This window comes from Rhizorhabdus histidinilytica (assembly GCF_900167915.1).
GTDB lineage: Bacteria > Pseudomonadota > Alphaproteobacteria > Sphingomonadales > Sphingomonadaceae > Rhizorhabdus > Rhizorhabdus histidinilytica.
The window spans coordinates 318,466-339,613 of the sequence record NZ_FUYM01000004.1 but is presented as its reverse complement, the minus strand read 5'-3'; the positions used below and the strand labels follow the sequence as shown (position 1 = coordinate 339,613).

The 21,148-nt window shown below is 67.3% G+C and carries 21 protein-coding genes; 20 read left to right on the top strand and 1 reads right to left on the bottom strand.

Annotated elements, in window-relative coordinates; genetic code table 11:
- The first annotated feature begins 143 nt into the window (after window positions 1-143).
- From B5X82_RS11100 to B5X82_RS11085, 4 genes are all read left to right on the top strand, one after another.
- Complete coding sequence (locus B5X82_RS11100) at window positions 144-2,414, top strand: TonB-dependent receptor (RefSeq protein ID WP_079648218.1); 2,271 nt, start codon at window positions 144-146, stop codon at window positions 2,412-2,414.
- An 83-nt stretch (window positions 2,415-2,497) separates the two neighbouring features.
- Entirely contained in the window at window positions 2,498-3,328 is an 831-nt protein-coding gene (locus tag B5X82_RS11095; protein ID WP_176152530.1) for a LuxR family transcriptional regulator, read from the top strand.
- Between the two features lie 86 nt (window positions 3,329-3,414).
- A complete protein-coding gene (locus B5X82_RS11090) occupies window positions 3,415-3,774 on the top strand; it encodes a hypothetical protein (RefSeq protein WP_079648216.1) in 360 nt (119 codons plus the stop codon).
- A gap of 4 nt (window positions 3,775-3,778) precedes the next feature.
- On the top strand, window positions 3,779-6,040 hold the full coding sequence (locus B5X82_RS11085) for a N,N-dimethylformamidase beta subunit family domain-containing protein (RefSeq protein ID WP_079648215.1): 2,262 nt from the start codon (window positions 3,779-3,781) through the stop codon (window positions 6,038-6,040).
- Window positions 6,041-6,052: 12 nt separating this feature from the next.
- Here the strand turns inward: B5X82_RS11085 and B5X82_RS11080 are convergent, their stop codons facing one another.
- Complete coding sequence (locus B5X82_RS11080; RefSeq protein WP_223811389.1) at window positions 6,053-6,721, bottom strand: TetR/AcrR family transcriptional regulator; 669 nt, start codon at window positions 6,719-6,721, stop codon at window positions 6,053-6,055.
- 159 nt (window positions 6,722-6,880) lie between these two features.
- On the opposite strand from B5X82_RS11080, the gene B5X82_RS11075 reads away from it, so the two are divergent.
- The 16 genes from B5X82_RS11075 to hslU all read left to right on the top strand — a co-directional run bounded on the left by B5X82_RS11075 (window position 6,881) and on the right by hslU (window position 21,120).
- Window positions 6,881-8,044 carry an amine dehydrogenase large subunit gene (locus tag B5X82_RS11075; protein ID WP_079648213.1) on the top strand — a complete coding sequence of 388 codons (1,164 nt, stop codon included), beginning with the start codon at window positions 6,881-6,883 and terminating at the stop codon, window positions 8,042-8,044.
- Between the two features lie 5 nt (window positions 8,045-8,049).
- Window positions 8,050-8,550 carry a MauE/DoxX family redox-associated membrane protein gene (locus B5X82_RS11070; protein ID WP_079648212.1) on the top strand — a complete coding sequence of 167 codons (501 nt, stop codon included), beginning with the start codon at window positions 8,050-8,052 and terminating at the stop codon, window positions 8,548-8,550.
- On the top strand, window positions 8,547-9,140 hold the full coding sequence (gene mauD / locus B5X82_RS11065; RefSeq protein WP_079648211.1) for a methylamine dehydrogenase accessory protein MauD: 594 nt from the start codon (window positions 8,547-8,549) through the stop codon (window positions 9,138-9,140). Before B5X82_RS11070 ends, mauD begins: the two co-directional genes overlap by 4 nt.
- Before the next feature lie 26 nt (window positions 9,141-9,166).
- Window positions 9,167-9,724 carry a methylamine dehydrogenase light chain gene (locus tag B5X82_RS11060; protein ID WP_079648210.1) on the top strand — a complete coding sequence of 186 codons (558 nt, stop codon included), beginning with the start codon at window positions 9,167-9,169 and terminating at the stop codon, window positions 9,722-9,724.
- Entirely contained in the window at window positions 9,721-9,990 is a 270-nt protein-coding gene (locus tag B5X82_RS27045) for a c-type cytochrome (protein ID WP_235862660.1), read from the top strand. The genes B5X82_RS11060 and B5X82_RS27045 overlap by 4 nt, the downstream gene beginning before the upstream one ends.
- 7 nt (window positions 9,991-9,997) lie before the next feature.
- Complete coding sequence (locus B5X82_RS27040; RefSeq protein ID WP_235862659.1) at window positions 9,998-10,192, top strand: hypothetical protein; 195 nt, start codon at window positions 9,998-10,000, stop codon at window positions 10,190-10,192.
- An 8-nt stretch (window positions 10,193-10,200) separates the two neighbouring features.
- The gene (locus B5X82_RS11050; RefSeq protein WP_223811388.1) at window positions 10,201-10,677 is read left to right on the top strand and encodes a c-type cytochrome; all 477 of its coding nucleotides are present in this window, start codon (window positions 10,201-10,203) and stop codon (window positions 10,675-10,677) included.
- On the top strand, window positions 10,674-12,923 hold the full coding sequence (locus tag B5X82_RS11045; protein WP_079648208.1) for a TonB-dependent receptor: 2,250 nt from the start codon (window positions 10,674-10,676) through the stop codon (window positions 12,921-12,923). The genes B5X82_RS11050 and B5X82_RS11045 overlap by 4 nt, the downstream gene beginning before the upstream one ends.
- A gap of 50 nt (window positions 12,924-12,973) precedes the next feature.
- Entirely contained in the window at window positions 12,974-14,377 is a 1,404-nt protein-coding gene (locus B5X82_RS11040; RefSeq protein WP_079648392.1) for an aldehyde dehydrogenase family protein, read from the top strand.
- Window positions 14,378-14,379: 2 nt separating this feature from the next.
- The gene (locus tag B5X82_RS11035; RefSeq protein ID WP_079648207.1) at window positions 14,380-15,966 is read left to right on the top strand and encodes an AMP-binding protein; all 1,587 of its coding nucleotides are present in this window, start codon (window positions 14,380-14,382) and stop codon (window positions 15,964-15,966) included.
- The gene (locus B5X82_RS11030) at window positions 15,963-17,585 is read left to right on the top strand and encodes an AMP-binding protein (protein ID WP_079648206.1); all 1,623 of its coding nucleotides are present in this window, start codon (window positions 15,963-15,965) and stop codon (window positions 17,583-17,585) included. The genes B5X82_RS11035 and B5X82_RS11030 overlap by 4 nt, the downstream gene beginning before the upstream one ends.
- Window positions 17,572-17,889 (top strand): hypothetical protein, encoded by a 318-nt coding sequence (locus B5X82_RS11025; protein WP_235862658.1) that lies wholly within the window; start codon window positions 17,572-17,574, stop codon window positions 17,887-17,889. Before B5X82_RS11030 ends, B5X82_RS11025 begins: the two co-directional genes overlap by 14 nt.
- A 127-nt stretch (window positions 17,890-18,016) precedes the next feature.
- Window positions 18,017-18,733 carry a cistern family PEP-CTERM protein gene (locus tag B5X82_RS11020; RefSeq protein ID WP_079648204.1) on the top strand — a complete coding sequence of 239 codons (717 nt, stop codon included), beginning with the start codon at window positions 18,017-18,019 and terminating at the stop codon, window positions 18,731-18,733.
- 46 nt (window positions 18,734-18,779) lie between these two features.
- Window positions 18,780-19,115, top strand: coding sequence for a DMT family protein (locus B5X82_RS11015; protein WP_176152542.1), 336 nt, complete (start codon window positions 18,780-18,782; stop codon window positions 19,113-19,115).
- Window positions 19,116-19,228: 113 nt separating this feature from the next.
- Window positions 19,229-19,780, top strand: coding sequence for an ATP-dependent protease subunit HslV (gene hslV / locus B5X82_RS11010; protein ID WP_079648202.1), 552 nt, complete (start codon window positions 19,229-19,231; stop codon window positions 19,778-19,780).
- 38 nt (window positions 19,781-19,818) lie between these two features.
- Window positions 19,819-21,120, top strand: a complete 1,302-nt coding sequence (gene hslU / locus B5X82_RS11005; RefSeq protein WP_079648201.1) for an ATP-dependent protease ATPase subunit HslU — start codon at window positions 19,819-19,821, stop codon at window positions 21,118-21,120.
- Window positions 21,121-21,148 lie beyond the last annotated feature (28 nt).

Below are 21,148 nucleotides of genomic sequence, written 5' to 3'. Positions count from 1 at the left end.
CCGGCCGGAATGCAACCGGTTCGGGTGAATTGTGACGCGCGGCGCAACGAGTCACCAATATTGGCGCAACGACATTCGGGTTCGGCGGGGTCAGGGAGGCCCGCCGTCCGGATGCCGGTTCCAACGACAAAGGGGAAGACTCCATGAACGGCACATCGCAGCTCCGGCCAGCCGCCAGCATCAGCATCGCCGCGCTCGCGCTGGCGACCGCATCGGCCGCCGTCGCCCAGGAGGCCGCCGACGACGGCGCCGGCATCCAGGAGATCGTCGTCACCGCGCAGAAGCGTCAGCAGTCGGGGCAGGACGTCGGCATCGCGCTGTCGGTGGTCTCCGCCGACGCGCTCGCCCAGCGCAACGTCACTTCGGTCACCGACCTGACCGGGCTGGTCCCGAACGTGCAGGCCAATTTCGGCGCGGGGCAGGTGGCGTTCAACGTGCGCGGCATCGGCACCAACGAGTTCTCCGCCAATTTCGACTCGCCGGTCGCACTGAACGTCGACGAGGTCTATCTCTCGAAGAATTTCATGAGCGGGTTGCTGCTGTTCGACATCGACCGGGTCGAGGCGCTGAAGGGGCCGCAGGGCACGCTGTTCGGGCGCAACGCCACCGGCGGCACCGTCAATTTCTTCACGCGCGGGCCGACCGACGAGCTCGCCGCGGGCGGCACGATCAGCTATGACAATTACGAGACGCTCCGGGCCGAAGCCTATGTCTCGGGTCCGCTCGGCGCCGGGCTCTCGGCGCGGCTGTCGGGGATGGTGGTCGACCAGAACAAGGGCACCTATCGCAACCTGACACTCGGCCGGCGCGAGGGCTTCGAGAAGAAATGGGCGCTGCGCGGCCAGCTCAAATGGACCAACGGGGTCACCACCGCCCTGTTGTCGGTCTCGGGCGGCCGCCAGCGCGGCGAGTTGCCGCCCTATGAGGGCGTCGGCGTCTTCACCCCCGCCTCGGTGGCGGCGGGCGCGCCGGTGTTCTGCGCGCCCTATCTGAACGGCACTGTGCGCGGCGACACCGCCGGCTGCGTGCGCGGCACCGACGGTGGCTATCCGGGCGATGGCGATCCCTACACGTCCACCAATGACCTGGCCCACAAGGTCCGCAACAAGAGCCTGGGCGCGACCCTGCGGATCGAGCACGACTTCGGCGCGAGCATGCTGACCTCGCTGACCAGCTATCAGTTCGCGCAGCGCCGGCAGCTCGAGGATTCGGACGGCAGCCCGGTCCGGACGATCGACGTGCAATATGACAACCGCATCCGCCAGATCAGCCAGGAGATCCGCCTCTCGTCGACCGGGTCGGGGCCGTGGAGCTATGTCGTCGGCGGCTATTACGAGCATGACAGCTATCGCAACGGCGATTACCTGTTCATCGGCGCGGGGGCGGCGCCCGGCTATTACAGCCCCTTCACCCAGAAGGTCGACGCGCTCGCCGCCTTCTTCCACAACAATGTCGCGCTGACCGACACGCTCGGCCTGGTCGCCGGCGTCCGTTACTCGCGCGAGCGGGTGTCGTTCGACGGCGGCACCTTCGCGGCGACCGGGCTGGCCGGGACGCCCTTCCGTCCGACCGCGCTGGTCGCGCGGCTGTCGGCGGCCGACACCAGCCGCAAGGACGACGACGCGACCTTCAAGGCGGGCGTCGAGTGGAAGCCGCGCCTGTCGTCGGACCTGATCGACAAGCTGCTGATCTACGCGAATGTCTCGACCGGTTTCCGATCGGGATCGTTCAACGGCGAATTCGCCGCGTCACAGGCGGCCCTGACCTCGCTCGCGCCCGAGAAGATCACCGCTTATGAGGCGGGCTTCAAGTCAAGCCTCGCCGACCGCACCGTCCAGCTCAACGCATCGGTCTTCCACTACACGTTCACCGACGGCTTCATCAACGTCGACAGCGCGACGTCGCCGGTGCCGGTGACGATCAACGCGGCGGGCATCTCCAGCTATGGCGTCGAGGCGGACCTGTCCTGGCGGCCGATCCGACAGCTCACGCTGAGCATGGGCGGCGGCTGGCTCGACTCGAAGATCGACAGTGACGTCTCGGTCAACGGACGCAGCCTGAAGGGCGCGCGCACCATCCAGTCGCCGCGCTGGACCTACAATGTCCAGGGCAGCTTCATCCAGCCGGTCGGCGGCGGCCTGTCGGTCGTCCTCTCGGGCGACGCCAATTACCGCTCGTCGCAATATTATGAGGTCACCAACTCGATCAACAGCCGCGAGCCGGGCTATTGGATCGTCAACGGGCGCATCGCCCTGAATGGGCCCGACGACCGCTGGTCGCTGGCGTTGTTCGGCAAGAACCTGACCAAGACGGTCTACCGGACCTACGTCAACGACCTGCCCGATTTCGGCTGGTTGCTGAACATCTACGGCCAGCCCCGCACCTATGGCCTTTCGGCCTCCATCAAGCTGTGAGGACCGCGATGCACGATTGTCAGGACCGAGCCCCCGGCACATCCGAACATGCCGGCTATGCACCGGGCCGCGGACGGATTAGCATGGCGAACAAGTCGTTCCACCGGATCAGGGATTGCGGACGCGCCAGCACGATGAGCGGAAACCCCTCGGCCTCCGACGCGAAGCGGTTGCAGATGGCGGCGTTCAGCAGCCTCGTCGTCGGGCTCGAGGCGTCCAAGTCGATGGACGAGGCGATGGACGTGCTGCATGGCGCGATCATCGAACTGGGCTTTCCGCGGGTCGTCTATGGCTGCGTGTCGATCGCGCACCTGCCGAGCGGAACCTGGGTTCCGGCGCCGCTCCAGGTGCGCGGCTTCCCTGACCGCTGGGACCGCGACTGGCCCCGGCACCGCGCGCATGATCCCTATGCGCACACCGCCTTCCTCAAGATGGAAAGCACCAACTGGACGGTGGTGCAGAACAATGCCGACCTGCTCGATCCGGCACAGGTCGACTGCATCAGCTACATCAACGACCTGGGGCTGAATCCGGGGCTGACGGTGCCGCTGTTCATCCCCGGCCATCATTACGGCTTCATCACCGCGGTCGGCGACGGCGGGCTGGAAGGCTGGGACGCGGCCGCCGATCGGGCGGGGCCAACGCTCGCGATGATCGCCAATTATTTCGACAATTTCGCGATCCGCCGCTTCGGCGGCCCGCCGAAGGAAAGCCAGAGCCTCAGCAAGCGCGAACTCGAATGCCTGACCTGGTCGGCGCGGGGCAAGACGGTCGAGGACATCGCCGTCATTCTCGACCTGTCGGCCGACACGGTGCGGGTCTACCTCAAGCGGGTCAACCAGAAGCTCGACGCGGTGAACCGCTCGCACGCCGTCGCCAAGGCGATGTGCCTGGGGATGATCGACATCTCCTGATCCGGCCGCATCGCCCGATCACTCATGTCAGCATCGCGCCTCCGCCGGTTCGGCCGGCCGGTTCCGCGCGCCTTCGGAGCCCATCGATGGACTATCCCTTCGCCGCCACCGACCGCCAGCTCGATTATCATGCCGAGTTCGACCGCCGCATGCGCCGGCACCTGCGCACCCTGGTCAGCGAGGCGGTGATCGAGGAGCATCGCCGCAAGCCGCTGGGCCAGCACAGCGACGCGCTCGACCGGCTGCTCAACTATTTCCGGCGCGGCGGCATGGCGGGGAAGCTCGGCCTGTACCAGCCCGATCCCGCGGTGCCCTCCTATCGTCTCGTGCGCTTCTCCGGAACGCGGGGGGCGCCGTCGCTGGTCGAGGACGAAGCTTATGGCTCGCTCGACGAAGCCTATCACGCGGTCTTCCTGCGCCGCATCGACGAACTGCTGGAGCGCTGAGACGATGAGCAACAGGCTGTACGGCTATGCCGATCCGCTGGCGATCAGGGCGGGCGAGGCGGTTGAGTTCATGCTGTCCGCCGAGATAGCGGCGGATGCCGAGATCCGGCTGGTGCGGCTGATCCATGGCGATCGCCATCCCGCCGGGCCCGGCTTCGTCGAGGAGGAGATCGACGCCGACCTGCCCGCGCGGGTGGCGATCGTGCCGCAGGCGACCCGGCGCGGGGCCTTCGCGACGGTGCCGGGCAGCGGCGCGGCGCTGGCTGATCTCCGCGCGGGCGCGATCCATGCCTTCATCTGTCCGTCGCGGCCGGGGCTGGGCGAGCAGGCGATCGCGGGTTGCTGGGACGAAGCGACGGCGAAGGGTTATGTGCTGCTGATCGACGCCGGCGGCGTGCTGCGGCTGCGGCTGGGCGACGGCGAGCGCCGGACCGAGCTGGCGCTGTCGCGGCGGCTCGCGCCCGGATGCTGGTATTTCGTCACGGCACATTGGGATGCGGAAACCGGGACGGCGGGGCTCCGCCAGTTCGGCTGCGTCGACCGTTGGAACTCGCGGATCGGCCGGGTCGCGCCCTATGATTATGACGATGCGGCCGACCATGAAGGCGGGATCGCCTTCAGCGCGTCGCGGTCGGCCGAGTTCCTGATCGCCGGCGTGCGATCGGCGGAAGGCGGGGCGACCGCCTGCTACAACGGCAAGATCGACCGCGTCGGTGTGCAGCACAGGCCGCTCGATGCGGCCGCGATCGTGGCGATCCGGGCGGGCGGGATGCCGCCTGCGGCCGGCATCGTCACCTATTGGGATACGAGTGCGGGCTATTCGGACGACGGCATAGGAGACGTCATCCGCGACCTGGGGCCACTTGGCCTGGACGCGATCGGAGTCAATCGGCCGATCCGAGGCATGAAGGGCTGGAACTGGAAGGGCAAGGAGGACAGCTTCCGACTCGATCCAGGCCAATATGGCGGCATCGCCTTCCATGAGGATGCGCTGATCGACTGCGGCTGGGCGCCAACCGTACGGCTGAAGACGCCGCGCGACCTGCGCAGCGGCGCCTATGCGCTGCGGGTCCGGTCGAACGGGGTGGAGGATCATGTTCCCTTCTTCGTCCGCGCAGCGGCGCCCCGCGCGCCGATCGCGGTGCTGATGCCGACCTTCACCTATCTCGCCTATGCCAACGAGCATCTCGCCTTCGAGGCGCCGATCGCGCAGGCGATCTGCGCCAATACGCCGGTGGTGGGCGAGCAGGACCTCCACTGGAGCGCCGACGCGCCGTTCGGCCTGTCGACCTATGACGTCCACAGCGACGGGGCGGGGGTCTGCTATTCCTCCTGGCGGCGGCCGATCCTCAACATGCGACCTGGCTACCGGATGCCTGCGACGGGCGTGGCCTGGGCCTTTCCGGCCGACCTGTCGCTGATCTGGTGGCTTGAGCGGGCCGGCTACGACTATGAGATCCTCACCGATCACGACCTGCATCGCGAAGGCGTGGCGGCGCTGGCGCCCTATCGCGCGGTGCTGACCGGCACGCATCCCGAATATTATTCGGAACGCATGCTCGACGGGACCGAGGATTATCTGACCGGCGGCGGGCGGCTGCTCTACCTGGGCGGCAACGGCTATTACTGGGTGACCGGCCTGCGCGAGGACGAGCCCTGGTGCATCGAGGTACGCAAGCTCGAAAGCGGATCGCGCGCCTGGCAGGCGGAGCCGGGTGAGGGCTATCTCGCCTGTACCGGCGAGCGGTCGGGCCTGTGGCGGGTGCGGGGCAGGGCACCGCAGAAGCTGGTCGGGCTGGGCTTCACCACCGAGGGCATGGACGAGAGCCGGCCGTTCGAGCGGCTGCCCGACGGTTTCGATCCCGCAATGGCCTGGATCTTCGCCGGGATCGGCGCGGACGAGCCGATCGGCGATTTCGGCCTCGCCCTCGGCGGAGCGTCAGGGATCGAGATGGACCGCTACGACCTTGCGCTCGGCACGCCGCCACATGCACGGTTGCTGGCCGCGTCCTTCGGCCATTCGGACAATTATCCGCTGGTGTCGGAGGACATCGGCTACGCCTTCCCCGGACGCGGCGGCAGCCAGGACCCGCAGGTGCGCGGCGACATGAGCTATTTCACCACGCCCAACGGCGGTGCCGTGTTCGCCGCCGGGTCGATCGCCTGGAGCCAGGCGCTGCCCTGCTTCGACGGCGAGAACAATGTCGCACGCGTCATGCGCAACGTCCTCGACGCCTTTCTGGCGGACCAGCCTCTGCCCGCCTGATCCCGTCCGGGATCAGGCGCCGGTCATCGCGCCGATCTCGCCCGGCTTCAGCGTATGGATGATGTGCAGAAAGGATTTGACCGCGATCCGTTCGATCGCCGGCATCTGTTCGCGCCAAGGTTTCTCATAGCCCGCGAAGGTCGTCATCCCCTCCATGGAGGCGGAGATGAACAGTGCGACGATTTCCCGCTCGTTCGCCGGCAGCGCCGGATTGATCTCCTCGACCAGCTCGAGAATCGCGACGCGGGCGCGCTGGTACAGCTCGTCCACCCGCTCCTGCACGAAGGGGTCGTGGTTCGACATGGCCCATAGCTCGGGAAAGACACGGGTCGTCTTCTTGGTGGTGATGTCGTCCAGGATCAGGACGACGAGCCGTTCGAGCCGCTTCTCAGCCGGTTCCGCCGGATCATGGACGATGACGTCGAACGCATCCTCATAGCTGCTGATGATCGCGTTGAGCAGTTCGCGAAGCAGTTCCTCCTTCGACGGGAAATAATAAGCGAGATTGCCGGCCTTCATCCCGCACTCGGACGCGATCCGGCGCAGGGTCAGCGCCTTCGACCCTTGTTCGACCAGGATGTTGAGCGCGGCATAGAGAATCTGTTCCAGCCCCTCCTGACCACGCGCATAGCCACCTTCCCGAGGCGTGATCTTCAGGTCAGGGACAAATGATTCGGTCAACGGGACAACCCCCAAAGCACTGATCTCCCAGCCTTAATCCGACGGCACCACAGCAACAAGGCGAGACACGATTTTTGTCGCTTGACACAAGTTGGTCAAGTGACAAAGATTTGCGCACGAACGCGCCGGAGTCGGCAGCGTCGCGAGAGGGTGTCGTCGATGAAGGTGAGAAGATTTCTCGGGGCGGCAGCCCTGGCGATCGTGGCAGGGGCCGCCCAGGCGGCAAGCTATCCGGAGCCGCTGGCGAACGAGCCCATCCCCAATGTCGTCGAACTGTCGGCGCAATATCCGGCGAGCTGGGTCTATGTGCACGACCTGCACTTCAACAGCCTGCCAGACGGCCGCGCCGCAATCGTCGACGTCGCCGCCGACGTCCGCGCCTTCAAGGGCCAGGTGCCCGTCGCGCAGTTCGGCACGCTGCTGCCGTCGACGACCCGGCCGGAGATCTACGTCGCCGAGACCTTCTTCTCGCGGATGACGCGGGGCGAGCGGACCGACGTGATCACGATCTGGGACAAGGCGACGCTCAAGCCCAAGGGCGAGATCGTCCTGCCCGGCGGCAAGCGCGGCCAGTTCGTCACGCTGCGCAACAGCTTCCAGCTCACCAATGGCGAAAAATGGGCGCTGCTGTTCAACTTCACGCCGGCCTCGTCCGTGTCGGTGATCGACATCGACGCGCGCAAGATCCTGAACGAGATCGATCTGCCAGGATGCTCGCTGGTCTATCCGACCGGCCCGCGCGGCTTCACCTCGCTCTGTGCCGACGGGACAATGACGAGCATCGAGCTCGACACTGCCGGCAAGGTGGCGGCGAGCAGCACCAGCAAACCGATCAACGACATCGACCATGACCCGATGTTCATGACCCCTGCGATGGTCGGCAAGACCGCATGGTTCGCCACCTTCAAGGGCAATATCCACGGGCTCGACCTTGCCAATGCCAAGGCTCGCGATCTCGGCGTGTTCCAGATGCCCAAGGAGAAGACGGCCGAAGGCGAATGGCGGCCGGGAGGCTGGCAGGTGATCAGCGCCGATGCGGCGGGCCGGCTCTACGTGCTGATGAACCCGGCCGGCAAGGAAGGCAGCCATAAGGATGGCGGCAGCGAGGTGTGGGTGGTCGACCCCGCCAGGAAGCAGCGCGTCGCGCGCATCCCGCTCCAGAATCCGGCCGTGTCGGTCGAGGTGACCGCGCAAAGCGCGCCGCTGCTGGTCGCGTCGCGGAGCGACGGGTCGCTCGACGTCTATGACGCGACGAGCGGCGCCTTCCAGCGGACGCTGGCGCAGGTCGTCCATGATCCGATGACGATGACGGCGTCGCGGTGAGCGCCATGGCGTCCCCGCTCGCCCTTTTCCTTGCGGTGGTCCTGCTGACGGCGGCGGCGCACAAGCTTGCCGCCCGGGATCGGCTGGCCACCGCCGCCGCCCGGCTGGCCGGCGTCGCCCCTGCGCTTGGCCAGCCGCTCAGCCTCGCCGCCGCCGCGGTCGAGGCGGGCGCCGGGCTCGCGCTGGCCGTCCCGGCCGCGCGCCCGGCGGGGGCCATCGTCGCCGCGCTGCTGTGGACCGCCTATGCGGTGCTGCTGTGGCGCGCCCATCGCGCCGGCCGCGCCTTCGACTGCGGGTGCAGCTTCGGCGCGCAGCCGAAGATCGTCACCCTCTATCCGGTCCGCCGCGCCGCGGTCCTCGCCCTGCTGGCGATCGTCGCGGCGCTGCTGCCAGCCGCCATGCCGGGCGCGCTCGACCTGTTCGCGGCGCTCGCCTTCTTCGCCCTCTATCTGGCCGCCGGCGAACTCGCCGCGGTTTCCTCCACTGGCAGGAGCCTTGCTCGATGACCGGTTTCGCACTCGCATCTCAGATCATGTTGTGGATCGCGGTCGGCGTCCTCGGCGTGCTGGTCATGGCGCTCGCCCGCCAGGTCGGCGTGCTCCACGAGCGCATCGCCCCGGCCGGCGCGCTGACCCTGCACCAGAAGGTGTCGGTCGGCGACAAGGGGCCGGAAATGGAACTGACCGCGCTCGACGGCGCCCGGGTCCGCATCGGCGGTCGGCGCGAGGGCCGCAGCCAGCTCCTCTTCTTCCTCTCGCCCGACTGCCCGATCTGCAAGACGCTGATGCCGGTGCTGCGCTCCGCCGCCCGCGCCGAGGCGGGCTGGGTCGACACGGTGCTGGCGAGCGACGGCGAGGACGAGGCCGAGCATCGCCGGCTGGTGATGAAGCAGGAGCTGGCCGGCATTCCCTATGTCCTGTCGGAGACGCTGGGCCGGTCGCTCGGCGTGTCGAAGCTGCCTTATGCGGTGCTGCTCGACGAGCAGGGCAGGATCGCCTCGCTCGGCCTGATCAACAACCGCGAGCATCTGGAAAGCCTGTTCGAGGCGAAGGAGCGCGGCGTCGCTTCGATCCAGCAATTCCTGGCCGGCGCCTGAGCGCAATAGAGAAAGGGGCCGCTGATATGTCGGACATGGACAGTTTCGCCGAACGTGCGGTGCGCAGGGTCGCCCGTCGTACCTCCCGCCGCAGCCTGCTCACCCTGATCGGGGGAGCGATCACGGGAGCGGCGGTCATCCCGGTGCTGCCGGTGTCGCGCGCCGTCGCCTCCACCCATGGCGGCGGCAAGAGTGGCCTGCCGCCGCAGACGACCGGCAATCCGCAGGATCCGGGCGACCAGACCCAATGCGATTACTGGCGCTATTGCGCGATCGACGGCTTCCTCTGCTCCTGCTGCGGCGGCACCGCGAGCGCCTGCCCGCCGGGGACGGAGATGTCGCCGATCACCTGGATCGGCACCTGCCTCAACCCCGCCGACGGCCGGTCCTACATCATCAGCTACAATGATTGCTGCGGCAAATCCTCGTGCGGGCGCTGCCTGTGCAACCGCAACGAGAGCGACCGGCCGATGGTCCGCCCGCAGTCGAACAACGACATCAACTGGTGCCTCGGGACCGAGAGTGGATCGGTCTATAATTGCTCGACCGCGGTCATCCTCGGCACCGCGCTGGAGAGCAAATGAGCATGCGCCGCGCGATGGTCCTGCCGGCTGCCCTGGCCACCCTCGCACTGCCGGCGGGCATGGCGTCGGCCGCCGCCGACGGCGCCAAGGTCTACCAGCGTTGCGCCGCCTGCCACCTGCCGACCGGCAAGGGCGTGCCCGGCGCTTTCCCGCCGCTCCAGTCCGACGTCCGTGCGCTGGCGGGGACTGTGGCAGGGCGCCGCTATCTGGCCCTGGCCGTGACACGCGGGCTGTCCGGCCCGCTCACCGTCGAGGGCAAGACCTAATCGCGGGATGATGCCCGCCCAGAGCGGTCTCGACGACGAGGCGGTGGCGGCGGTGCTCAGCCATGTCACCGCGACGATCGCGGGCGGCGGCGATGCCGTGAAGCCCTTCACCGCCGCCGAGGTCAAGACAGCGCGTGACAGCGGGGCGGGGCTCGATGCCGCCGCGGTGGCTCGCCTCCAGCCGAAGCTGACCGGCAAATGAGGGCGGCGGTGGTCGTTGCGATCCTGGGGATCGGAATGGCCGCCGGGGCCGCGGCGGCGATCGGCACGGCGATGCCTGGTGTGTCCAATCCGCAGCGCGCGCACGTCAACTGGATGGTCAAATGCCAGGGCTGCCACCGTCCGGACGGGCAGGGCACGCCAACGAGCGCGCCGGCGATGACGGGCCAGGTGGCGCGCCTGCTGGCGGTGCCGGGCGGCCGCGAATTCCTGGGTCGGGTGCCGGGCGTCTCCACGGCGGCGCTGCCCGACGACCAACTGGCGGAACTGCTCAACTGGACGCTGCAGCGCTTCGACGCCCAGCACGTGCCGGAAGGGTTCCAGCCTTACACGACAGACGAAATTCGGAAGCTGCGGGAAAAGCCGCTCCGGATCGAGGCGGCCGCGACGCGCGCGCGGCTGATGGCCGACCTCGAAAGGCGCGAACGCGTCGATCCAGCAAGACATGAAAAAGGGGATGTCCAATGAGGAAGATCGTTTCGACACGGGGGTCGCGTATGCTGGCCGCGCTGCTGGCGGGGCTGTCGGGTCAGGCGCTGATGGCGCAGACCGCGGTCGAGACCGTGGCTGCCGACCCGCAGGAGATCGTCGTCACCGCCCAGAAGCGCAGCGAGCGCCTGCAGGACGTGCCGATCTCGATCTCGGCGATCGGCGGCGACGCGGTCCGCAAGCAGCGGCTCAGCTCGGCCGACGATCTGGTCAGCAAGGTCGCCAACCTCCAGCTTACCTCGACCGTCGGCGACGGCACCCCGATCTTCGCACTGCGCGGCGTCTCCATGTCGGACTACAGCCTCAACCAGTCGGGCCCCGTCGCGACCTATTATGACGAGGTCTACAAGGGTAATTTCGCCTTCCTCGGCGTCGCGCTCTACGATCTCGAACGGGTCGAGGTGCTGCGCGGGCCCCAGGGCACCCTCTATGGCAAGAACACCACCGGCGGCGCGGTCAACCTGATCAGCCGCAAGCCCGAGATCGGCAAGACCGAGGGCTATATCAACCTCGGCTACGGCAACTACAACCGGCGCGAGGCGAACGGCGCGATCAACGTGCCGCTCGGCGATACGCTGGCAGCGCGCCTCGCCTTCACCGTCGCGCGCGCCGACGGCTGGTTCCGCAACCAGCTTCCCGGCAAGCCCGACCTCAACGGCACCCGTGAATATGCATTGCGCGGGTCGCTGCTCTGGGAGCCGCAGGACGGCGTCTCCTTCCTGCTGCGCGGCTCGACCAGCTATCAGAACCCCTACAACTACGGCATCTTCGCGGCACCGGGGCCCGACGGGGTGGGCGCCGGCCTGTATGAATCGCTCGGCCAGGGCAGCAGCTATTTCCGTACCGGGCTCGGCCGGCGGCAGATCGAGTCCGAATATACGCCGCGCCGCCGCGCGCGGACCTATGCGGTCTCGCTGACCTCGACCTTCGACATCGGCCACGACCTGGCGATCGTGTCGGTGTCGTCATGGGACAAGGGCCGGCTCAACTTCGGCGAGGACACCGACGGCGCGCCGAACAAGACGCTGGAGATATTCTACGGCGACCGCGCGACGCAGATATCGCAGGACCTGCGCCTCGCCAGCAGCTTCGGCGGGCCGTTCGAGTTCATCCTGGGCGCCTATTACAACCGCGAGAAGGTGTTCAACACCACCGACTTCGGCATCTTCAAGGACGCCGACATCGACGGCAACGGCACGGTCGACGCGGCCGACTGCGCGGCCGGGCTGCCGGCGGCGTGCAGCGTGGTCAACCGCTTCGACCAGCTCAAGCACAGCTATGCGCTCTACACCGACATGCATTACGACTTCGGCGCCGGCTTCACCCTGCGCGGTGGCCTGCGTTTCACCCGCGATGACGGCAGTCAGAAGGGGCTCACCTCCAACGCCATCGGAGCGGACGGGGTGCTGGTCGCAGCGCTGATCCCGTCGACCAATCTTCGGTTCAAGAACAACAACCTGTCGGGCAAGATCGGGCTCGACTACAAGATCGATCGCGACACGCTGCTCTACGTCAACTACAGCCGTGGCTATCGCGCCCGCAGCTTCAACGCACAGGCATTCTTCGACCCGTCCGAGGCCTCGGTCGCCAAGCCCGAGACGATCGATGCGTTCGAGGGCGGCGCCAAGATGCAACTCGCCGACCGGCGGGTGACGTTGAACCTCGCCGGCTTCTACTATCTCTACAAGAACCAGCAGTTCATCAACATCAGCCCGCTCACCGCCGCGCAGACGCTGGTCAGCGTCGACAAGTCGCGCATCTATGGCGGCGAGCTCGAGCTCAACGTCCGCGCCAATGAATGGGTGGGGGCGCGGGCGGGCGTAGGCCTGCTGAACGCGCGGATCAAGAAGGGTATATTGAGCGGCGTCGACGTCAGCGGCAACAAGCTGTCAAATGCGCCGTCGCTGAGCGCCAATGGCGGGCTGGACATCACCGTGATGGACTCGGATGCCGGCAAGATCAGCCTGCACCCCGACATCAGCTACGTATCGAGCCAGTATTTCGAGGTGTTCAACGTCCCTCGGCTCAAGCAGCGCGCCTATACGCTGCTGGGCGGGCACATCGACTTCGAGCGGGGGCCGTTCACCGCCTCGATCTGGGGCAAGAACCTGACCAATCGCTTCTACTTCACGTCGCGCGTCGATCTCGTCGGCGGCTTTGGCTACGACTATAACCATGTCGGAGCCCCGCGGACCTACGGCGTCACCGTCGGGTATAAATTCTAGGAGAGGACCGGGCCGTCCGGCATCCGGGCGGCCCGGCCGAGGAGAGCATGATGTCGGACTACAAGCTTCTGATCGGCGGCCGTCTGGTCGACGGCGCGAAGACGATGGAGGTGATCAACCCCGCGACCGAGGAGGTGCTGGCGACCTGCCCGCGCGCATCCGAGGCGCAGCTCGACGAGGCGGTGGCCGCGGCGAAGAAGGCCTTCCCGGCCTGGGCCGCCAAGCCGATCGAGGAGCGCCGCGCGCTGATCCTGAAGCTGGCCGACGCGATCGAGGCCCAGGCCGAGGATTTCGCCCGGCTGCTGACTCAGGAACAGGGCAAGCCGCTGGCCGAGGCGACCGCCGAGATCGCCTATACCCAGGCCTTCATCCGCCAGCTCGCGACCCACGACCTGCCGGTCAAGGTGCTGGAGGACAATGACCGGCGCCGGGTCGAGCAGCGCCGCCGTCCGCTCGGCGTCGTCGGGGCGATCATCCCGTGGAACTTCCCGGTGCTGATCGTCGCGTTCAAGCTGCCGCTGGCGCTGCTGGCGGGCAACACGATGGTGGTGAAGCCCGCGCCGACCACGCCGCTGACCACGCTCAAGCTGGGCGAATTGATGGCCGAGATATTCCCGGCCGGCGTCGTCAATGTGGTCACCGACCAGAACGACCTGGGCGGCCGGCTGTCGACCCATCCCGACGTGGCGAAGATCAGCTTCACCGGATCGACCGAGACCGGCCGCAAGGTGATGGCGAGCGCCGCCTCCTCGATCAAGCGGCTGACCCTGGAGCTGGGCGGCAACGACGCGGCGATCGTGCTGGGCGACGTCGACCCCGCCAAGGTCGCGCCGGGCATCTTCGGCGGCGCTTTCCTGAACGCGGGGCAGGTGTGCCTCGCGATCAAGCGGGTCTATGCCCATGCCGACATCTACGATGCGCTGTGTGCGGAGCTCGGCCGCCTCGCCGAGGAGGCGATCGTCGACGACGGGTTGAAGCAGGGCGTCCAGATCGGCCCGCTGCAGAACGCCGCTCAATATGAGAAGGTGAAGGGCTTCCTCGCCGACGCGCGCGCCAACGGCACGATCGTCGCGGGCGGCGTGGTCGAGGACCGCCCCGGCTATTTCATCCGGCCGACCATCGTCCGCGATATCAGCGACGGCGCGAAGCTGGTCGACGAGGAGCAGTTCGGCCCGATCCTGCCGGTGATCCGCTATGAGGATGCCGAGGACGCGCTGGCACGCGCCAATGCGTCCGACATGGGGCTGGGCGGATCGGTCTGGTCGACCGACCGCGAGACCGCGCGTGACCTGGCCGGGCGGATGGAGAGCGGCACCGTCTGGATCAACAAGCATCTCGACTTCGGGCCGAACATGCCGTTCGGCGGCGCCAAGCAATCGGGCCTGGGCGTCGAGTTCGCCGAGGAAGGGCTGCACGAGTTCACCCAGATCCATGTGATCAACGAGGCGAAGTGACGATGCTGGATCTGGGGGATCGCCCCGCTGCGTTCAACTTCACCCGCGACGTCATGGGGCGCTGGGCCGAGCTGCGGCCCGACGATCCCGCCATGGTCTGGACCGAGCCCTCCGGGACGGTGATCGAGCGCAGCTTCGCCGAGATGGCGATCGCCGCGTCCCGCGCGGCGGCGGTGCTGGCCGAGGCCGGGGTCGGGCGCGGCGATACCGTGCTGATCCTGCTCAACCGCGAGATCGAATGGTGGGAGCTGATGCTCGGCTGCATCGCGATCGGCGCGATCGCCTCGCCGGGTACGACCCAGCTCATGGCCAAGGACATCGCCTATCGCCACCGGGCCGCCGCGGCGCGCTGCGTGGTGGCGAGCGGCGAGATGGCGGAGCGGGTCGATACGGCGCTGGCCGGCGAGGACATTGCCCGCCTGCATGTCGGCGGGCCGCGCTCCGGCTGGATCGACTATGGCGAGCGGCGGGCAGCGGCGACGCCGATCGCGACGGCGGCCGACACCGGCTTCGACGAGGATGCGCTGTGCTATTTCACCAGCGGCACCACCGGCCAGCCGAAGATGACGATCCACACGCATGGCTACATGCTTGCGCATCGCATAACCGGCTCCTACTGGCTCGACCTCAAGCCCGGCGACCTGCACTGGAACCTGTCCGACACCGGCTGGGCCAAGGCGGCGTGGAGCAGCCTGTTCGCGCCCTGGCTGATGGGGGCGACGATCTTCGTCCATCATTCGCCCGGTTTCGATCCCGTCGCGACGCTCGACCTGCTCGAACGCATGCCGGTGACGACGCTGTGCGCGCCGCCGACCGCCTATCGCATGTTCGTCCGCAGCGACCTGACCGGCCGGCGCTTCGACACGCTGCGCCATTGCGTGAGCGCGGGCGAGCCGCTCAACCCCGAGGTGATCGACCTGTGGAAGGCGGCGACCGGCCGCGACATCCATGACGGCTATGGCCAGACCGAGACGGTGCTGCTCTGCGCCAATCGGGTGGGCGCCGCGCGCCAGGGATCGATGGGGCGGCCCGCGCCCGATTTCGACCTGGCGGTGATCGACGGGGAAGGGAACCGGCTTCCCGCCGATGTCGAGGGGGACGTCGCGCTCCGCATCGCGGAGGGGCATCCGCCCGGCCTGTTCGCCCGCTATCGCGACGATCCGCAACGGACCGCCGATACGAAGCGCGACGGCTGGTACCTGACCGGGGACCGGGCGATCGTCGATGCCGACGGCTATTTCTGGTTCGTCGGCCGGTCGGACGACGTGATCCTGTCCTCCGGCTATCGCATCGGCCCGTTCGAGGTGGAGAGTGCGCTGTTCGAACATCCGGCGGTCGCCGAAAGCGCGGTCGTGTCGAGCCCCGATCCGACCCGCGGCGAGGTGGTGAAGGCGTTCGTCGTCCTCGCCGCCGGGTTCGAGCCGTCCGAAGCGCTGGTCGGAATGCTCCAGGACCATGTGAAATCCACTACCGCTCCCTATAAATATCCCCGTAAGATCGAATTCGTCACAAGCTTGCCGAAAACGGTGAGCGGCAAGATCCGCCGCAAGGAGCTGCGCGATCGCGAGTGGGAGAGGGGCGCTGCATGACCGATTCGCATGTCAGGGGCGCCGATTTCCCGCCCCTGCTGGACATGACCATCGGCGAACTGCTCGAAGCCACAGCGACAAGGTTACCCGAGGCGACGGCGCTGATCGTCCGCCACCAGGGCATCAGATGGAGCTATGCCGAACTGCTCGCGCGGGTCGATGATCTCGCGCGCGGGTTCCTCGGCGCGGGGCTGAATCCTGGCGATCGGATCGGTATCTGGGCACCCAATTGCATCGAATGGGTGCTCGTCCAGTTCGCGGCGGCGCGCGCCGGGCTGGTGCTGGTCAACATCAACCCGGCCTATCGCGCCGGCGAGATGGCGCGCGCTCTGCAAATGGTCGGCTGCGCGGCGCTGGTGCTCGCCCGGTCGTTCAAGTCGAGCGATTATGTCGCCATGCTCGCCGAGGTTCGTGAGGCGCTGCCGGAGCTGCGGCTGGCCTTCTCGATCGGCGAGGGCGAGCATCCGGGATGCCGGCCACTCTCATCGGTCATGACCGGCGGCGATGCGCCGCTGCCCAACGACGTCCGGCCGGACGACCCGACCAACATCCAATTCACCAGCGGCACCACCGGCCTGCCCAAGGGGGCCACGCTCTCCCACCGCAACATCGTCAACAACGGCTATATGGTGGGGCACCGCATCGCCCTGTCGCCGGCCGACACGCTCTGCATCCCGGTGCCGCTCTACCATTGCTTCGGCATGGTGATGGGCAATCTTGCCTGCGTCGCCCATGGCGCGACCATGTGCTTCCCCGGCGAGGGTTTCGATCCGGGCAGCACCCTGGAGACGGTGGCGGCGGAGGGCTGCACCGCGCTCTACGGCGTGCCGACGATGTTCGTCGCGATGCTCGAGCATCCCGATTTCGAACGCTACGATCTCGGCACGCTGCGCACCGGCATCATGGCGGGATCGCTCTGCCCGATCTCGGTGATGCGCGCGGTGCTCGACCGGATGAACATGCGCGAGGTGACGATCGCCTATGGCATGACCGAGACGAGCCCGGTCAGCTTCCAGTCGGGGAGGGACGATGCCATCGAGCTGCGCGTCTCGACCGTCGGGCAGGTGCAGCCGCACCTGGAGGCGAAGGTGATCGATGCCGATGGGAAGACCGTGCCGCTGGGAGAACCGGGGGAGCTGTGCACGCGCGGCTATTCGGTGATGCTCGGCTATTGGGGCGATCCGGAAAAGACTGTCGAGGTGATCGACGCCGACGGCTGGATGCATACCGGGGACCTGGCGACGCTGGACGAGCAGGGCTATGGCCGGATCGTCGGCCGCATCAAGGACATGATCATCCGCGGCGGCGAGAACATCTACCCGCGCGAGATCGAGGAGCATCTGCTCACCCATCCCGACATCGTCGACGCGCAGATCTTCGGCGTGCCTGACGCGAAGTTCGGCGAGGAGGTCTGCGCCTGGGTGATCTCGCGCAGCGGCACGCTGTCGGTGGAGGCGGTGATCGCGCACTGCCGCAACCATATCGCGCATTACAAGGTGCCGCGCCACGTCCGGCTGGTCGAGCAGTTCCCGCTGACCGTTACCGGCAAGGTGCAGAAATTCGCGATGCGCGAGATCATGGTGGCCGAACTGTCGGTCGATGCCGATGCGCCAGCCTGAACGGCCGGTGCGACCGTTGGCGCTGCTGGCGATCGCGGCGGGGCTGTCGCTGGGCGCGCTGCATGGCGCGTCGGCGCACAAGCCGAAGCAACCGGTGCTGACCCGCGAGACCTATCGCCAGCGCTGCCTGCTTTGCCACAAGGTTCCGCCGGACGGGATCGCGCCCGAGATCGTCGCCGGGCTCGCCTTACATCCCGGAGGGCCGCGCGCGCGCGACCTGATGCCGAACACGACCTGCTGGCGTCGCTGCGAGAAATGCTGGTCCGAGCCGCAGCCGGCCAGTTCGAAGCCAGCCGGACACTAGTCCGAATGTAAACAACGCCCCGAGGCAAAGGCCGATCCGGCGTAAAGCGTTGGTGATCGTTTCGCGACTGTGCTATGAATACGCCATTGCCGCACGGGTAGGGCCGGACGGTATCGGGGGTGTGTATATGCTGCGTATGATTCGAAAGGCGGCTGTGGCGGCCGTCGCGGTCCTGTCTTCGGCGATGCCGCTGTCGGCCGCCGTGGTCATCAATTCCGCCAATAGCGGTTATAATTTCTCCATAGATTACGCGGGTTTCGTCAACGAGGCGTGGACCGACCAGGTGAGCGCGTTCGCCGACTTCACCTTCGATGGCGTGAGCAATAACGGGCTGACCTATAATTTCAGCTACACGATGACGAACAACTCGATCGTCGATTCGCGCATCCGCTCGTTCGGCGTCGACACCAGCGGCACCGTGACCAGCCTGTCGGCGACCGGTGCCTACCAGTACACCGACCTGGACGGTCAGTTCCCGGTCGGCGTGGGGCGTCTCGACCTGTGCTTCATTGCGACGGGCAACGGAAGCTGCACCGGTGGTCCCGGCGGCCTGAGCTCCAACCCCGACGAGTCGGGCGTCGGCACCTTCGCCGTTACCTTCGCCAACGTCATGGAATCGGTGACCTTCGACAATTTCGCGGTTCGCTTCCAGTCGATCAATCCGACGGTCAACGGATCAAGCTCGGGCGTCGGCCTGGGATCACTGGCCGGCGGCGGGGGGGGCAACCCGATCACCGCGCCGGAACCCGGCACCTGGCTGATGCTGCTGGTCGGTTTCGGGCTGGTCGGCCATATGCTGCGCCAGCAGCAGCGCCGGCCGATCGCGCTGCCGCAGGCCGCCTGACCCCTTCCCAACGGCCGCGTTCGGCGTCATGGCAGCTGTCATGACGCTGACGCCGCTGCTGCTCCTGATCTGTTCCAACATCTTCATGACGGTCGCCTGGTACGGCCATCTGAAGTTCACCGATGCGCGGCTGTGGATCGTGATCCTCGCCTCCTGGGGCATCGCGCTGGTCGAATATTGCTTCGCGGTGCCGGCCAATCGGATCGGCTATCTGCATGGCTGGACCGCGGGCCAGCTCAAGATCACGCAGGAGATCGTGACCCTGCTGGTGTTCGCGCTGTTCGCCGTGGTCGTACTCGGAGAGCAGCTCGGCTGGCGCCATCTGGGCGCCTTCGCCTGCATGATCGGCGCCGCCTGCTTCATGTTCCTGGGCCGGAACTGATCGCGATTGCACTCGCGGAAAAGCCACCCCATATCCGCCCCTGCAAAGCATAGATGGGCGCGATTTCCACGCCGGCTGGTTCCTTCAGCCTCGAAATCGCTAATAGGACGGATATGAGCGAACTCCCCAAATGGCACGGCACCACGATCCTGTCGGTGCGCAAGGGCGGCAAGGTGGTCGTCATCGGCGACGGCCAGGTCTCGATGGGCAATACGGTGATGAAGCCCAACGCCCGCAAGGTGCGTACGCTGGGCGACGGGTCGGTGATCGGCGGCTTCGCAGGCGCGACGGCCGACGCCTTCACGCTGTTCGACCGGCTCGAACGCAAGCTGGAGCAGCATGGCGGGCAGCTGCTGCGCGCCGCGGTCGAGCTGGCCAAGGACTGGCGGACCGACAAATATCTCCGCAACCTGGAGGCGATGATGATCGTCGCCGACAAGGAGGTGACCCTGATCCTGACCGGCAATGGCGACGTGCTGGAACCGATCGGCGGGGTCGCGGCGATCGGGTCGGGCGGCAATTTCGCCCTGTCGGCGGCGCGCGCGCTGGTCGATTATGAGGCCGATGCCGAGACGATCTGCCGCAAGGCGATGGCGATCGCCGCCGATCTCTGCGTCTTCACCAACGACAGCCTGACGATCGAGACGCTCGACAGCGCCAACTAACCCCCTCCGTTCGTGTCGAACGGACTCTGGATGAAAATATGAACGACAATCTCACCCCCAAGGCGATCGTCGCCGCGCTCGACGCGCACATCGTCGGCCAGGCCGACGCCAAGAAGGCCGTCGCGGTCGCACTGCGCAACCGCTGGCGCCGGCAGCGGCTGCCCGAGACCCTCCGCGACGAGGTGACGCCGAAGAACATACTAATGATCGGGCCGACCGGCTGCGGCAAGACCGAGATCAGCCGCCGCCTCGCCAAGCTGGCCGATGCGCCCTTCGTCAAGGTCGAGGCGACCAAGTTCACCGAGGTCGGCTATGTCGGCCGCGATGTCGAGCAGATCGCCCGCGACCTGGTCGAGGAGGCGGTGCGGCTGGAGAAGGAGCGCCGCCGCGCGGCGGTGAAGGACAAGGCCGAGGAGGCGGCGATGGCCCGCCTGCTCGATGCATTGGTCGGCAAGGACGCCAGCGAGGCGACCCGGCTGGCCTTCCGCCAGCGCTTCGAGGACCATCAGCTCGACGACAAGGAGATCGAGATCGAGGTCGAGGACAGCGGCGGCATGCCGCTGGAGATCCCCGGCATGGGCGGCCAGGTCGGCATGATCAACCTGAGCGACATGATGGGCAAGGCGTTCGGCCAGGGGCGAACCAAGCGCCGCAAGATGACGGTCCGCGCCGCCTGGTCCAAGCTGGTCGACGAGGAGGCCGACAAGCGGCTCGACCAGGACGAGGTGAGCCGGGTCGCGCTGCAGGACGCCGAGCAGAACGGCATCGTCTTCCTCGACGAGATCGACAAGATCGCGGTCAGCGACGTGCGCGGCGGATCGGTGAGCCGCGAGGGCGTGCAGCGCGACCTGCTGCCGCTGATCGAGGGGACGACGGTGGCGACCAAATATGGGCCGCTCAAGACCGACCATATCCTGTTCATCGCGTCGGGCGCCTTCCACGTCGCCAAGCCGTCGGACCTGTTGCCCGAATTGCAGGGGCGCCTGCCGATCCGGGTCGAGCTCAAGGCGCTAACCGAGGCGGATTTCGTCCGCATCCTGTCCGATACGCGGGCGAGCCTGACCGAGCAGTATCGCGCGCTGATCGGCACCGAGGGCGTCGAGATCGGCTTCACCGACGACGGCATCGCCGCGATCGCGAAGATCGCCGCCGAGGTGAACGGCCAGATCGAGAATATCGGCGCGCGCCGTCTGTCGACGGTGATGGAGAAGCTGCTCGAGGAGGTGAGCTTCGACGCCGAGGACCGCAAGGGCACGGCGCTGACGATCGATGCCGCCTATGTCGACGCGCAGCTTCGCGAGGTGGCGCGGAACACCGACCTCTCGAAATACGTGCTCTGACGGCCTGCGGGCCTGATCGAAAGGGGAA